This is a genomic window from Bacillus sp. FSL M7-0558 (assembly GCF_038003245.1).
Taxonomy (GTDB): domain Bacteria; phylum Bacillota; class Bacilli; order Bacillales; family Bacillaceae; genus Bacillus; species Bacillus pumilus.
Genome location: NZ_JBBOOU010000001.1, coordinates 659,547 through 673,790, shown reverse-complemented (window position 1 = coordinate 673,790; position 14,244 = coordinate 659,547). Strand labels below are relative to the sequence as shown.

13 protein-coding genes are annotated in these 14,244 nt (G+C 45.0%); 1 reads left to right on the top strand and 12 read right to left on the bottom strand.

The features are described 5' to 3' along the window. Position 1: 1 nt before the first annotated feature. Entirely contained in the window at positions 2-1,366 is a 1,365-nt protein-coding gene (locus MHB79_RS03350; protein ID WP_113386801.1) for an aspartate aminotransferase family protein, read from the bottom strand. Positions 1,367-1,556: 190 nt separating this feature from the next. On the opposite strand from MHB79_RS03350, the gene MHB79_RS03345 reads away from it, so the two are divergent. Further along, positions 1,557-3,215, top strand: coding sequence for a PucR family transcriptional regulator (locus MHB79_RS03345; RefSeq protein WP_340988992.1), 1,659 nt, complete (start codon positions 1,557-1,559; stop codon positions 3,213-3,215). On the opposite strand, the gene ablB is transcribed toward MHB79_RS03345, so the two are convergent. From ablB to purC, 11 genes are all read right to left on the bottom strand, one after another. Then, positions 3,210-4,055 carry a putative beta-lysine N-acetyltransferase gene (gene ablB / locus MHB79_RS03340; RefSeq protein ID WP_340988990.1) on the bottom strand — a complete coding sequence of 282 codons (846 nt, stop codon included), beginning with the start codon at positions 4,053-4,055 and terminating at the stop codon, positions 3,210-3,212. The two genes, MHB79_RS03345 and ablB, sit on opposite strands and share 6 nt — an antisense overlap. A gap of 22 nt (positions 4,056-4,077) precedes the next feature. Then, on the bottom strand, positions 4,078-4,272 hold the full coding sequence (locus MHB79_RS03335; RefSeq protein WP_253622892.1) for a hypothetical protein: 195 nt from the start codon (positions 4,270-4,272) through the stop codon (positions 4,078-4,080). Positions 4,273-4,385: 113 nt separating this feature from the next. Further along, positions 4,386-5,660: a phosphoribosylamine--glycine ligase gene (purD, locus tag MHB79_RS03330; RefSeq protein WP_340988987.1), complete on the bottom strand. Its 1,275-nt coding sequence runs from the start codon at positions 5,658-5,660 to the stop codon at positions 4,386-4,388. A 12-nt stretch (positions 5,661-5,672) separates the two neighbouring features. Next, positions 5,673-7,211: a bifunctional phosphoribosylaminoimidazolecarboxamide formyltransferase/IMP cyclohydrolase gene (gene purH, locus MHB79_RS03325; RefSeq protein ID WP_137055446.1), complete on the bottom strand. Its 1,539-nt coding sequence runs from the start codon at positions 7,209-7,211 to the stop codon at positions 5,673-5,675. 15 nt (positions 7,212-7,226) lie between these two features. Further along, positions 7,227-7,796 (bottom strand): phosphoribosylglycinamide formyltransferase, encoded by a 570-nt coding sequence (gene purN / locus MHB79_RS03320; RefSeq protein ID WP_050945713.1) that lies wholly within the window; start codon positions 7,794-7,796, stop codon positions 7,227-7,229. Further along, positions 7,793-8,833, bottom strand: coding sequence for a phosphoribosylformylglycinamidine cyclo-ligase (gene purM, locus MHB79_RS03315; RefSeq protein WP_050945712.1), 1,041 nt, complete (start codon positions 8,831-8,833; stop codon positions 7,793-7,795). The genes purN and purM overlap by 4 nt, the downstream gene beginning before the upstream one ends. Positions 8,834-8,928: 95 nt before the next feature. After that, on the bottom strand, positions 8,929-10,359 hold the full coding sequence (gene purF, locus MHB79_RS03310) for an amidophosphoribosyltransferase (RefSeq protein ID WP_003213939.1): 1,431 nt from the start codon (positions 10,357-10,359) through the stop codon (positions 8,929-8,931). Beyond that, on the bottom strand, positions 10,335-12,566 hold the full coding sequence (gene purL / locus MHB79_RS03305) for a phosphoribosylformylglycinamidine synthase subunit PurL (RefSeq protein WP_050945711.1): 2,232 nt from the start codon (positions 12,564-12,566) through the stop codon (positions 10,335-10,337). Before purL ends, purF begins: the two co-directional genes overlap by 25 nt. Further along, the gene (gene purQ, locus MHB79_RS03300; RefSeq protein ID WP_268492821.1) at positions 12,550-13,233 is read right to left on the bottom strand and encodes a phosphoribosylformylglycinamidine synthase subunit PurQ; all 684 of its coding nucleotides are present in this window, start codon (positions 13,231-13,233) and stop codon (positions 12,550-12,552) included. Before purQ ends, purL begins: the two co-directional genes overlap by 17 nt. Further along, positions 13,230-13,484, bottom strand: coding sequence for a phosphoribosylformylglycinamidine synthase subunit PurS (purS, locus tag MHB79_RS03295; protein WP_003214349.1), 255 nt, complete (start codon positions 13,482-13,484; stop codon positions 13,230-13,232). Before purS ends, purQ begins: the two co-directional genes overlap by 4 nt. Continuing rightward, on the bottom strand, positions 13,477-14,199 hold the full coding sequence (gene purC / locus MHB79_RS03290) for a phosphoribosylaminoimidazolesuccinocarboxamide synthase (RefSeq protein WP_113386794.1): 723 nt from the start codon (positions 14,197-14,199) through the stop codon (positions 13,477-13,479). The genes purS and purC overlap by 8 nt, the downstream gene beginning before the upstream one ends. Positions 14,200-14,244 lie beyond the last annotated feature (45 nt).

Sequence of the window (14,244 nt, the reverse complement as noted above, 5' to 3'; positions counted from 1 at the left end):
CCTACATCGCAGATGGGAAAAACCCTCGGTTGATGACTTCTTGTTCGACCTGCGTGATTGTCTGCTCAAATAATTGAATGAGTTCATCCATCTCCTGCTGCGTGATAGAAAGCGGCGGAGCGATCATGACCGCTGCACCTCCCACTCCATCCTCTCCAGCGCTTGCTGGGTAAACGAGCAAGCCATTTTGCTTCGCTGTCTCAACGACTAAATGCGTCATTTGAGCATGGGCAGGAAATGGTGTTTTCGATAAACGGTCTGCGACAAACTCAATGCCGATAAGCAGTCCCTTTCCTCTCACATCTCCTATGATGAAATGGTTTGTTTGCACATCCTTTAAAGCATTCATTAAATAGCGGCCAGACAGATCCGCTCGTTCAGGAAGCTGATGTTTTTTCATATATCGAATGACAGCCAGTGAGACGGCTGCTGAAAGCGGGTTGCCGCTATAGGTGTGACCTGCCATCACAGAGCCGGAACCGCTCAGAATTGGTGCGATGACATGATCCGCTGAGACGGCTGCCGCAATCGGTGAATAGCCAGCACTCATCCCTTTGCCGAGAACCATAATATCTGGTACGACGCCCCAATGCTCCATCGCAAACATTTTCCCAGTTCGTCCAAAGCCTGTCATGACTTCGTCTGCAATCATTAAAATATCGTTTTCCTCACAGACACGCTTCATTGCTTCAAAATATCCGTCTGGCGGTACAAGCGCCGCTCCCGATGCTCCAACAATCGGCTCTGCAATAAAAGCGGCAATCCTCTCTTTTCCTATACGCTGAATGACGGTTTTAAATTCCTGGACATACCATTCGACTTGCTTGCCCTCTTCCTTCGGCAGCCATGAACGATAGCTATATGGCGGAGACAGCACTGGGTTCTTTTCGAGCAATGGTTCAAAGCGCTCTCTCCTTGCAATATGTCCTGACATCGACAGTGCACCGAGGGTGATGCCGTGATAACTCATCCATCGTGAGATAATGTGATTCTTCTCAGCCTTTCCTTGCTCCTGCCAATGCTGAATTGCAATTTTCATAGCAGTTTCCGTTGCCTCTGATCCGCTTCCGACAAAAAAAGACCAGTTCAGGTTACCTGGACAAAGCGTACTCAATTCATAGGCAAGTTCTTCTGCTGGTTCATTTGTGAATTGTGATCTGTACGTAAAGCTCACTTTTTCCGCTTGCTCGGTCATGGCATCAACGATTTCACGTATGCCATGTCCAATACTTGCCGTGACAGCCCCCGATGAGCCGTCTATATATTTTTTTCCGTCCCGATCATATAAATAAATTCCCTCTCCTTTCACAGCCACAGGATAATGCTGATTCAACATCGGTTTGATTAAGTAATCCCGGGTCTCCACTTTGCCATTCCTCCCTCTCTCGTCAGCAGCTGCCTCTTTCTTTTTCATGAATCGCAAGAAAATTTTGTATACTTGTTATAAGATTAGCTTAATCAAGAGGGCAGTCATCCTCCATTCGCCACATGCCCGAATTTCAGACGCATTTTTTATACATCGTGTATAAGAGTGTTCAAAAGGAGGTCATGAGTCTATGGCGATTCTCGTCAAAGATGCACTTTCGCTCGATATCATGAAGGGAACAAAGCTGCTCGCTGGAGAAAATGGACTGGACCGACTCATTCAATGGGTGACCATCGTGGAAATCATCGAAGACACGTCGAGGCTTTCCGAAGGAGAATTGCTCGTCACAACCGGATTTGGACTCGCAGACAATCAAGAAAGACGCAACCGGCTTGAAGAATTGATTCAATCTAAAAGGCTATCAGCCATCGCTATTTATAAAGGTGTATACTTAAGCGACATTCCAGCATCACTCATTCAAGCGGCGAAAAATAGCGGCATTCCGCTCATCGAGATTCCCCCGCACATCAATTTCTCGGACATTACAAAAGCCGTGTTAGAACAAATCGTGAGCAGTCAGCTTCATCAGCTTAAATATTCATCCGCGATTCATCAAAGACTGACCCAATTAAATGTAAGAAATAAAAATGTGACGCAAATTACAGAGGAACTGGCACATCTCACTGCAGCGAACATTGTCGTTCTTGATGTCTTTTTACATCAAACAGCGGCTCATCTCATAAAAGATGAAGTGACGTACTCTCCTGCTTTTGGCTTTCTGACAGATCATGAACCAATTGAAACCATGCCCCTTCTCAAGCAGGCAGAAGAAAAAGGGCGGCTCGTTTATGACACGTGCGGAGCATTTGTCCTCGCCGCATGTCCGGTGATTGCGATGGGTGATATTTTCGGGTTCATTGTGTCTTTAAAGAAAAAGGATACGTGGCATCATCTCGACGCGATTGCAATCGAGCATGCCGGGGCCGTGTATGCGATTGAATGGCTGAAGCAAAAAGCCATTCAAGATACAGAAAACCAAATGCAGGGACATTTGTTAGATGATATTTTGCAGCAGCAATATACAGAAGAAAGCTACGTGTTCGAACAAGCAACAAAGCTGCAATATGATATGAGCGAGGAGCAGGTGGTGATCTACTTTCAATTCCAGCATCAGCACACACAGCTCGATCACCAAATGATGCAGCGTCTATCGCAATTACTCACCTCGATCTTTGAACGAAGACATATTCCTTTTTTACTAAAGACAAGGCTCGATTCCATTTTTGTCCTAACACCAGCCGGAAAAAAAGTGTTTCAAGAAGCGGAGTGGTATCGCGCAGCAGAGGAATGCCGGAGCACTTGGTCGTATTTTTTCCCCGTCCATCCGATTGTCATTGGCATTGGGAGAGCCTATGACCAGATCAGTCTCTTTGCAAAAAGCGCGAAGGAAGCGCAGTATGCAGCAAGGCTTCTTCCGCTTTTAAAAACAGACGAAAGCATCATTCATTATCAAAAGCTCGGCTTATATGGGATGCTTCTTGAAATGAATGAAGCCGGTATGAATTTGCATGATTTTTACGTGGAGCTGTTAAGTCCTTTGCTTTATACGAAAAAACAAGGGGCTGACCTGATCCATACACTCGAAGTGTATTTGGCGCACAATGAAAATATTCAAAAATCTGCGGGAGAATTATTTATTCACAGACATACGTTAAGCTACCGGCTGAAACAAATTGAAACGAGAACAGGCTGCAGCCTCAAATCCACTGATGATCGGATGAAGCTGCAGCTCAGTATCATGTCGTACCGCCTATCTGGTCTGCTTGATCAGATGAGAACCATTTCATGATTCATTTGGCGTTTTGACCCATAGATTCATATCTTCAATTTTGTCAAAAATATAGCAGTTGTTTTGAAAGCGACCGGTATACGTATAACCGAGCTGATAAAACACTTGATTCATTCCATAGGACAAAGCACGGGCAAGAGAATAAAAGACATAGATATGCATCGACTGGAGTTCCTTTTCAAGGGCTAGAATCAAATGATGCATGAATCCTAGTTTTCTATATGAAGGAAGGGTCGCACAGTCTGTTAATTCTGCATGACCATACGGCGCATTGATCTCAGCGGATGCTGCACTCACAATGTGTCCGTCATGTTCAACAGCATAAAAAATTGTCCCTTCCTCCATTACCTTTTGGATATAATCAGCCTCGTTCATTGGCGTGGGGTACGTTTCAAAGACGGTATCATAGAGCTTTGCCAGCTTGTGAATATCCTTTGGATCGGCTTTTCTCATCACATACTCATCCTGCCATGTGCCTTGGTCTTTTTTGATTTCTTTTGCTTGAATGGATGCGACGATCTCATCCTCCTCCAGCCAATACGAACTGTTCATTCGATCCTCAGTGAGAAAAAGCGACATACCGTAAGCGTCACTTCCAAGAAAATAATGAGAAAACACCCCTTCAAGCCGAAAGCCTTTTTCTAAAAAAAGCGGCACATGCTCACGTCTTACTTTCACAATGATCTTAGAAGCCTTACAGTCCGCCGCTTCCTGAAGAACGGATGGAATGACATCCCGCACCCTGCCGCTATAATCATCTAAACGGATTCGCTCATTAAAGGAATCAATACAGATCAAGGCAGAAAAACGCTCGTTTGCAAGTTTCTTCAATTGCACCATACACTCATTCCTCTCTAATGAATCAGTTAATAAAGAATGTCCAAATAGAAAACGAAACAATGACAATGCCAGAAAAAATGGAAATGACCATATAACGAAGGGCTGAACCTTTTTTAACTTTGTTTTGCTTGATTGCTACCCGCATGATGTGATTTGAAGCGACTAAAAATAAAATGAGCATGACGATTGCAAAGATAATAAATGCTTTGATTTCCATGTTTCCTCCCGATATCTATTCGTGATCCCATACTACTTCTTCATTTTCAATCGGCATCCCTTCTCATGAACAAAAAACACCTTTCCATCTCATCAGATAGAAAGGTGTTTTGATTAAACGGATTTCCCCGCAGCCTTCAGCGCACGGGCGCCAATGTCACGGCGATAAAATAGACCTGGCTGAATAATTTCTTCAACCGCTTCATACACTCTTGATCTTGCCGCTTCAAATGTCTCGTCAAATGCGGTCACATTTGCTACACGGCCGCCATTTGTGACGAATTGATCGTTTTCTTTTTTTGTTCCTGCGTGGAAGGTCACGACATCAGAGACCGTTGTTTGCAAAGCGCCGATTGGCGTGCCTTTTGCGTAGTCCTCCGGGTATCCTTCTGAAGCAAGAACGACACTGACAGCGGCAGTGTCTTTCCACTGCAAGTCCACATCTTTTCCATCTAGAATGTCGAGGAAGACTTGAACTAGATCTGATTCAAGACGAGGAAGAACCACCTGCGTTTCAGGATCGCCAAAGCGTGCATTGAACTCAATGACCTTTGAGCCTTCTGGTGTCAGCATTAAGCCAGCATATAAAATGCCTGTAAACGGACGCTCCTCCTGCACCATTGCGCGAGCCGCTGGTTTGACGACATCTTCCACCGCTTTTTGGACGACTTCATCTGAAATTTGTGGAACTGGTGAATAAGCGCCCATCCCGCCGGTATTCGGTCCTTTGTCATCTTCAAATGCCCGTTTGTGATCTTGCGCGATCACCATTGGGTACACCTTTTCTCCATTGACAAAGGCCATCAATGAAAATTCCTCACCTGTTAAAAATTCCTCGATGACGACCGATGCACTTGCATCGCCAAACTTTTCATCCTCTAAAAAATCGTGCAGACAGTTGATCGCCTCTTCAAGTGTCATCGCAACTGTCACGCCTTTTCCTGCTGCGAGACCATCTGCTTTAATGACAATCGGCGCACCCTTTTCTTCCACATATGCCTTCGCTTCTTCAAACGATGTAAAAGTGGCATAAGCGGCGGTCGGGATCTCATAATTTTTCATTAAGTCTTTTGCAAATTCCTTTGAGCCTTCAATGACTGCGGCTTTTGCATTTGGTCCAAATACCTTTAGACCTGCCTCTTCAAATGCATCGACGACACCTGCAATTAAAGGAACCTCTGGACCGACAATCGTTAAGCCGATTTCATTGTCTTTTGCAAAACGAATTAATGCCTCATGATCACCTTCGTCGATTGGGACAAGCTTCGCAGCATCTGTCATTCCATCATTGCCGGGTGCGACAAATACTTGGCTGACAAGTTCACTTTGGTTCACTTTCCATGCGATGGTATGCTCTCTTCCGCCTCTGCCGATAATTAATACGTTCACACTGTCATCCCCTTAATGTTTGAAATGTCTAACGCCAGTGAAGACCATGGCGATGCCGTATTCATCTGCTTTTTGGATTGATTCTTCATCACGAATGGAACCACCTGGCTGGATGATTGCTGTGACGCCTGCCTTTGCAGCAGCTTCCACTGTATCGCCCATCGGGAAGAATGCATCAGAGCCTAGTGCGCTTCCTTTCGCTTTTTCACCTGCTTGCTCAATCGCAATATTTGCTGAGCCCACGCGGTTCATCTGACCAGCGCCGATGCCTGCTGTCATTTGATCTTTTGCAAGGACAATCGCATTTGATTTCACATGCTTGACGACTTTCCAAGCAAGCTTTAAGTCTTTCCATTCGTCTTCTGTTGGTTCTCTTTTCGTTGGAATAGAAATCGTTGCTTCATCTAAGCCATACGTATCAATATCCTGCACGAGCAGTCCACCATGAACACTCGTCAACTGCTTTTCTTTTTTCTCAAGATCCGCTTCTACATCTAATGTTAATAGACGAAGGTTCTTTTTCGCTGTTAACACGTCAAGCGCTTCTTGGCTAAACGATGGAGCGATGACGATTTCTAAGAAAATCGTATGCAGTACCTCAGCCGTTTGCTTGTCTACTTCACGGTTCAGCGCCACAATGCCGCCAAAAATAGAGGTTTCATCTGCTTTGAAGGCACGATCAAACGCTTCTGCAATCGTTTCTCCTGTACCAACGCCGCATGGGTTCATATGTTTTACAGCTACAGCCGCTGGCTCCGTAAATTCACGTACAATTTGAAGAGCTGCATCTGCATCTTTAATATTGTTGTAGGAAAGTTCTTTTCCATGTAACTGTGTAGCTGTTGCCAAAGAGCCTTTGCTTGGAAGAGCATTTTCATAGAAAGTCGCCGCTTGGTGCGGGTTTTCTCCATAACGAAGGGATTGTTTTTTCTCAAACGTGACGGTGAACTGCTCTGGCTCTGTTTCGCCAACAAAGTTCGTTAAATAATCTGCAATGAGGGCATCGTAAGCAGCTGTATGACGGAATACCTTCGCCGCAAGCTCACGTTTTTTCTCAAGTGACACGCCGCCTTCTTTGATTTGCTGAACGACTGTATCATAGTCACGAGGATCGACAATCACTGTGACGTCTTGGTGGTTTTTCGATGCCGCACGAAGCATTCCCGGTCCGCCAATATCAATGTTTTCAATTGCTTCTTCATACGTTACATCGTCTTTTGAGATCGTCTCTTTGAAAGGATAGAGATTCACGACAACAAGATCAATCGGCTGAATGCCATGCTTTTCAATCTGTGCCATATGCTCATCGTTTTCTCTCACTGCCAATAATCCACCATGAATGTTCGGGTGAAGCGTTTTGAGTCGTCCGTCCATGATTTCAGGGAATCCAGTGACTTCAGAAATCCCAATGACATCAATGCCATTCTCTTGAAGAAGCTTATGAGTACCTCCAGTTGAAATGACTTCAACACCAAGTTCTGTTAATTCTTTCACAAAAGGTACAAGATTCGTTTTATCAGAAACACTGATTAATGCGCGTTTGATCGTCATGCCTTCGTCACCTCATTAAGATAATTCTAAAAGTGATTTGATCACTTTTGGATATAGTGTGTGTTCTAGTTCATGCATTCTTTTTTCAATTGATTCAAGCTCTTCGCCTTGTTCAATATAGATCGCGGCTTGGTCAATAATCGGACCTGTATCCATCCCTTCATCAACAAAATGGACGGTGATGCCTGCCACTTTGACGCCTGCTTGATGCGCCTGTCCGATGGCATCAAGACCAGGGAAAGCTGGCAGCAAGGATGGGTGGATATTCACGATTTTCCCTTTGTATGCTTCAAGTAATGTCGGGCCGATTAGTCTCATATACCCCGCAAGGAAAACCCATTCTACTTCATGAAGCCTCAGTTGTTCGATGATTGTTTGTTCAAAAGCGGCTTTATTCGGAAAAGCCTTCGGGGTAAAAGCAAAGGAGGGAATGCCCTCTTTCTCAGCACGCTCCAGCACCTTTGCACCCGGTTTATCACAAATCACAATGGCGGCCTCTGCCTGCCACTTTTCTTCTTTTAACGTATCTATAATGGCTTGAAAGTTCGTCCCGCTTCCAGAGGCGAAGATCGCAAACTTCTTCATGAGAGGCTTCCACCGCCGAATGTGACACCTTCTCCTTTTTGAACACGTCCGATGAGAAATGCTTTCTCTCCATCCTGTTCAAGCTCGCTAATCACATCCACAAGATCGTCCTCTTTGACAGCTAGGACAAAGCCAATGCCCATATTAAACACGTTGAACATCTCTTCTGCCTTCAACTGACCCTTTTCTTGAATAAAGGAGAAAATAGGGGGAACTGGCCATGAGCCGTTATCTACCTCAACACCAAGACCTTCAGGCAGCATACGTGGTAAATTCTCAATAAAACCGCCGCCTGTCACATGTGCCATGCCGTCAACCTTGCCGGCTTTCACTTGTTTGAGTACGGGCTTCACATAAATTTTTGTCGGTTCAAGAAGCTCTTCTCCGAGCGGTCTTGTAAAAGGTTCATACGTTTGATGCAGGTCAAGACCAGCGTCTTCCAGCAAGACTTTACGAACGAGAGAGTATCCATTGCTATGAATTCCGCTTGAGCTGAGTCCAATAAGCAAATGCCCTTCCTTGATGCCCTCTCCCGTTACGATTTCATCCTTTTCAACTACACCTACTGAAAAACCAGCAATATCATATTCTTCTTCTGTGTAAAGACCTGGCATTTCGGCTGTCTCACCGCCGACAAGTGCTGAACCAGACTGCTCACATCCGTCAGCCACACCTTTGACAATGGATTCAATTTTTACCGGATCTGCTTTTCCAACGGCTAAGTAATCTAAGAAAAAGAGCGGTTCTGCCCCTTGTGCAAGCACATCGTTGACACACATGGCCACGGCATCGACGCCGATCGTATCGTGTTTATCCATTAAAAAGGCAAGCTTTAATTTCGTTCCGACACCATCTGTTCCTGAAACAAGAACGGGCTTTTTGTATGGCAGCTCAGATAGATCAAACATACCGCCAAATCCACCTAGAGCGCCCATGACACCTGCTCGTTTTGTACGTTCTACGTGTGTTTTCATTCGTTTGACGGCTTCGTACCCTGCTTCGATGTCGACACCGGCGTTTTTATATGCTTCTGACATCCCATTCACTCCTTTTAGCTGCTGCTTTCCATGTATTTTCGGCAGAATGAAAGAGCAGCATATCAACTCATCTTGACTGCTGCTCCTTTATTCGATTATTTCGTCAAGACCGTTTCCTTCACATGCGGAAGAACCGTATCTTCATATATTTCAGTCGGGTATTTCCCAGTAAAGCATGCTAAACACTGACCGCGCTGCGGATCATCATACTTCCTGCCAATCCCGTCCATTAAACCGTCTACAGATAAAAATGCAATGGTGTCCGCACCGATTTCCTGTCTAATTTCTTCCACTGAATGAGATGAAGCAATCAGCTCTTCGTGTGTGGATGTATCAATTCCATAAAAACATGGGTGTGCGATTGGCGGTGAACTAATGCGTACATGGACTTCCGTCGCACCCGCTTCTCTTAGCATCGTGACAATTCTGCGGCTCGTTGTCCCGCGTACGATGGAATCATCCACCATCACAACACGCTTTCCTTCGACTACACCGCGCACAGCAGACAGCTTCATCCGTACGCCCTGCTCACGCAATGCTTGAGACGGCTGGATAAACGTCCGGCCAACATAACGGTTTTTAATCAAACCGAGCTCATACGGAATACCTGTTGCTTCGGCATATCCAATCGCTGCAGAAATACTGGAATCTGGTACACCTGTCACAACATCTGCTTCGACATGCGCTTCCTCAGCAAGCTTTTTGCCAAGACTCTTTCTCGCACTATGCACATTGATGCCGTTGATATTGCTGTCAGGTCTTGAGAAATAAATATATTCCATGCTGCACATGCTGCGGTTAATATTCATCGAGAAGCGCTCAGATTTTAAGCCTTCATCATTAATGATCAGCATTTCGCCAGGCTCCACATCACGTAAATATGTGGCACCGACAACATCAAATGCACATGTTTCAGAAGCGACAACATAAGCATCCCCAAGCATACCAAGTGAAAGCGGGCGTAAGCCGTTTGGATCAAGCGCCACGATCATTTCTGTTTCCGTCATGATTAAGAAAGCATAGGCTCCCTTAAGCATGGACAGCGCATTTTTGATCTGTTCCTTCAATTCCATATGTCCGCTGCGCTTAATTAAATGTGCCAGCACTTCGGTATCAGAAGAGGTCTGGAAAATGCTCCCTTGGTTCTCTAGCTGCTGCTTTAACTGCGTTGCATTCACTAAGTTTCCATTATGAGCAAGGGCAAGACTGCCATTGTTTTGCGAACGGAAGAAGAGGGGCTGCACATTTTCAAAGCCGCCTCCGCCTGCTGTCGCATATCGAACGTGTCCGATCGCACCTTTTCCTTTCAAATCCTTTAGCTCACCGTTTTGAAAGACTTCCGTAATCAGTCCAAGGCCTTTGTGTGATGTGAGGTTCTCACCATCTGTTGCAATGATTCCCGCACCTTCTTGTCCTCGGTGCTGAAGGCTATGCAATCCGTAATATGTGATTTGCGGGGCTTCTTCGTGTCCCCAAACCCCAAAGACACCACACTCTTCATTTAAGCCTCTGATTTCAGCAAGCATGGGATCGCTCCTTTCCATGCACGTTCAAGCTCGTTGACCGCTGCATGAATCCATTGTTGTCCTTCTTGATTTTTGACAGTAAACACACCATCATTTGTAACCGTTCCGACTTCTTTCGCATCTTTGACAGCCGCAGCAAACGCTTCGCGGTGCTCCAGTTTGACTGTGACGACAAAACGTGACTGTGTTTCACTGAATAATGAAGCTTCGCTGTTTAAATCGATTTGGATATCTGCACCAAGCCCGTCAGTTCCAAATGTACTTTCAGCAAGTGCTACACCAAGTCCGCCTTCAGACACATCGTGTGCTGATTGAACGAGACCGTTTTGAATCGCGGCTAGCAGGGCTTCTTGACGCGAAAGCTCTACGTTCAAATCAATTTCCGGTGCTTTTCCGTAAATACGACCTTCTGTCATCTTTTGAAGCTCACTGCCTGCAAATTCTTCCTTCGTCTCACCAATGACGAAAATGACATCGCCAGCCTGCTGGAACGATTGAGTCGTAATATGAGCAGTATCTTCGACCAAACCAACCATCCCAATGACTGGTGTTGGGTAAATCGCTGTTCCATTTGATTCGTTATATAAAGAGACGTTCCCACCGATAACTGGTGTGCTTAGCGTGCGGCATGCTTCGCTAATCCCGTCAGCAGACTTTTCAATTTGCCAGAAAATTTCTGGTTTCTCTGGGTTACCGAAGTTCAGGTTATCTGTCACTGCAAGTGGACGAGCGCCTGAGCAGACAATGTTACGTGCTGCTTCTGCGACGGCGATTTTCCCGCCGACCTCTGGATCAAGGTAGAGATAACGTGCGTTACAATCTGTTGTCATCGCTAGGGCTTTTTTCGTTCCGCGGATTCTTAGTACACCTGCATCAGAGCCAGGTGCAACGACGGTATTTGTCCGAACCATGTAGTCATACTGATCATAGACCCATTCTTTACTTGCAATCGTTGGCTGCTGAAGGAGCTGCTTTAATGTCTCTGCTGCATCTGTGATCGCTGGAGCTTCCACTTTCGTTTCTAAAAACTCACGATAGTATGCAGGCTCACTTGACGGCTTATGATAAACCGGTGCTTCTTCTGCAAGAGCGTCAACAGGAAGCTCACATACCACTTCACCTTGATGGAGTAAACGAAGCATTTTATCGTCTGTCACATGACCAACTGATACTGCTTCAAGATCGTATTTTTCGAAAATATCAATGATTTCTTGCTCACGGCCTTTTTCAATGACTAGAAGCATTCTCTCTTGTGATTCAGACAGCATCATTTCGTATGCGGACATGCCTGTTTCACGCTGCGGAATGAGGTCTAAATTCATCTCAATCCCAGAACCTGCTTTACTTGCCATTTCCGCACTTGAGCTTGTTAAGCCAGCCGCTCCCATATCTTGAATTCCAACGAGCGCATCGTTTTTGATGACTTCAAGGCACGCTTCAAGCAAAAGTTTTTCCATGAATGGATCACCGACTTGAACCGCTGAACGTTTTTCTTCTGATTCATCAGAAAATTCTTCAGACGCAAATGTTGCACCGTGAATACCGTCACGTCCGGTTTTAGCACCAACATACATTACCGTGTTGCCGACACCTTTTGCCTGCCCTTTTTTGATGTCCTCATGATTGATTAATCCAACACACATCGCATTCACGAGCGGATTGCCTTCATAGCTTTGATCAAAATGAACTTCTCCGCCGACTGTAGGAATTCCGATACAGTTTCCATAGCCTGCGATCCCTGCCACTACTTCTTCAAACAAGTACTTCACGCGCGGTGAAGTCAGTTCACCAAAACGAAGAGAGTTTAGTACAGCAATTGGACGCGCACCCATGGAGAATACATCACGGATAATTCCGCCGACACCAGTAGCTGCTCCTTGATACGGTTCAATCGCAGATGGATGGTTATGTGATTCGATTTTAAATACAACCGCTTGGTTGTCTCCAATATCAACGATTCCAGCGCCTTCCCCAGGACCTTGAAGAACATGCTCTCCTTTTGTCGGGAATTTGCTTAAAACAGGCTTTGAGTTTTTATAACTGCAATGCTCTGACCACATGACAGAAAAAATGCCTATTTCTGTGTAGTTTGGCAGCCTGCCAATAATGGATTCGATTAAAGCGAATTCTTCATCACTCAATCCCATTTGCTGATACAATTTCTCTTCTTTAATTTGCTTGTGACTTGGTTCAAGCAGTAGTGACATGAGTGTCCCTCCAATTTTTCACGATAGATTGAAACAATTTAAGTCCGTCTGCGCTGCCTAGTAAACTATCAACCGCGCGCTCAGGGTGCGGCATCATGCCGAGTACATTGCCCTCTTCATTCGTTATACCTGCAATTCGATTGACACTGCCGTTAATATCGTCTCCGTAAGTGAAAGCGATTTGGTTATTTTCAATCAGCTTCGCTAAAGTGTCTTCATCACAGTAGAAGTTGCCTTCACCGTGCGCTACAGGAACCGAAATGGATTCGCCTTTTTGATAGCCGCTTGTAAATTGCGTTTCGTTGTTCTCTACAATGAGTTCAACTGGACGACAGATAAATTTTAAGTCTTTATTTCGTCTCATCGCACCTGGAAGAATACCAAGCTCCTGAAGAATTTGAAACCCGTTACAAACACCGAGAACAGGTTTTCCATCCGCAGCTGCTTTTTTCACCGCCGGCATGATGTTTGAAAAGCGAGCAATCGCACCGCATCTTAAGTAATCCCCATAAGAGAAACCGCCTGGTATGAGTACACCGTCAAATCGGTCAAGATTTGTTTCGTCGTGCCATACATATTCAACTTGTTCACCTAACTCATCTTGAATCGCATGGTACATATCGATATCACAGTTAGAGCCAGGCAAGACGATCACTGCAAACTTCACTGTGCGACAACCTCCTCCACCTCATAGCGGTAATCTTCAATCACCGTGTTGGCCAGTAATTTTTCACACATTTCTTTGACGACTGTATCTAAATCACGATCTGATTTTTCAATGACAAGCTCCATGTATTTCCCGATACGGACATCCTTTACTTCCTGATAAGACATGCTGTGCAAGGCGTGCTGCACGGCACTTCCTTGTGGATCAAGAACGCTCTCTTTTAAGCTGACAAAAATTTTCACTTTATACATGTTTATGGCCTCCAAGTCTTTTGAAAATTTCTTCGTATGCATTTGTTAAGCCGCCCAGGTTTCGTCTGAACACGTCTTTATCAAGCTTTTCGTTTGTATCTTTGTCCCAAAGCCTGCACGTATCAGGTGAAATCTCATCAGCTAGCAAAATACGATTCTCGTGATCTATTCCGAATTCAAGCTTGAAATCAATTAAATTCACATGGCAGTCTGAGAAGATTTGCTTTAACTCTTCATTTACTTGTCTTGTGATCTGCTTCATTTCCTCGACCTGCTCTGGTGTCGCTGCATCTAAAATGCGAATATGATCTTCTGTAATGAGCGGATCGCCGAGTGCATCATCTTTGTAGTAAAACTCGATCAATGGTGTATCCAGTTTTGTTCCCTCTGGAATGCCAAGGCGCTTTGACATACTGCCTGCCACCACATTTCGTACAACGACTTCAAGCGGCACAATCTGCACCTTTTGAATGAGCTGCTTTGTTTCAGAAAGTCGTTTCACAAAGTGATTGTTGATCCCTTTCTCATGTAGCATTTGAAAGATTAAGCTTGAAATTTCGTTATTCAGTCTGCCCTTGCCTTCGATTTCAGCTTTCTTTTCGCCGTTAAATGCTGTTGCTGAGTCTTTATATTCGACATATAAAATTTGCTCGTCATCGGTCTGATAGATTTTTTTCGCTTTGCCTTCGTAGAGAAGTTCTTGTTTCACAGTCATTCAGGTTGGCCTCCTAATTTGAATGTTGGCAATTTTCAGGATTGG

Excerpts from the sequence above, each read along its gene's own strand:
- MHB79_RS03335 (WP_253622892.1), bottom strand. The coding sequence starts at position 4,272 with ATGGAAATCAAAGCATTTATTATCTTTGCAATCGTCATGCTCATTTTA.
- MHB79_RS03345 (WP_340988992.1), top strand. The coding sequence starts at position 1,557 with ATGGCGATTCTCGTCAAAGATGCACTTTCGCTCGATATCATGAAGGGA.
- purM (WP_050945712.1), bottom strand. The coding sequence starts at position 8,833 with ATGTCAGAAGCATATAAAAACGCCGGTGTCGACATCGAAGCAGGGTAC.
- ablB (WP_340988990.1), bottom strand. The coding sequence starts at position 4,055 with ATGGTGCAATTGAAGAAACTTGCAAACGAGCGTTTTTCTGCCTTGATC.
- purN (WP_050945713.1), bottom strand. The coding sequence starts at position 7,796 with ATGAAGAAGTTTGCGATCTTCGCCTCTGGAAGCGGGACGAACTTTCAA.
- purF (WP_003213939.1), bottom strand. The coding sequence starts at position 10,359 with ATGCTTGCTGAAATCAGAGGCTTAAATGAAGAGTGTGGTGTCTTTGGG.
- purH (WP_137055446.1), bottom strand. The coding sequence starts at position 7,211 with ATGACGATCAAACGCGCATTAATCAGTGTTTCTGATAAAACGAATCTT.
- purL (WP_050945711.1), bottom strand. The coding sequence starts at position 12,566 with ATGTCACTACTGCTTGAACCAAGTCACAAGCAAATTAAAGAAGAGAAA.
- purS (WP_003214349.1), bottom strand. The coding sequence starts at position 13,484 with ATGTATAAAGTGAAAATTTTTGTCAGCTTAAAAGAGAGCGTTCTTGAT.
- purC (WP_113386794.1), bottom strand. The coding sequence starts at position 14,199 with ATGACTGTGAAACAAGAACTTCTCTACGAAGGCAAAGCGAAAAAAATC.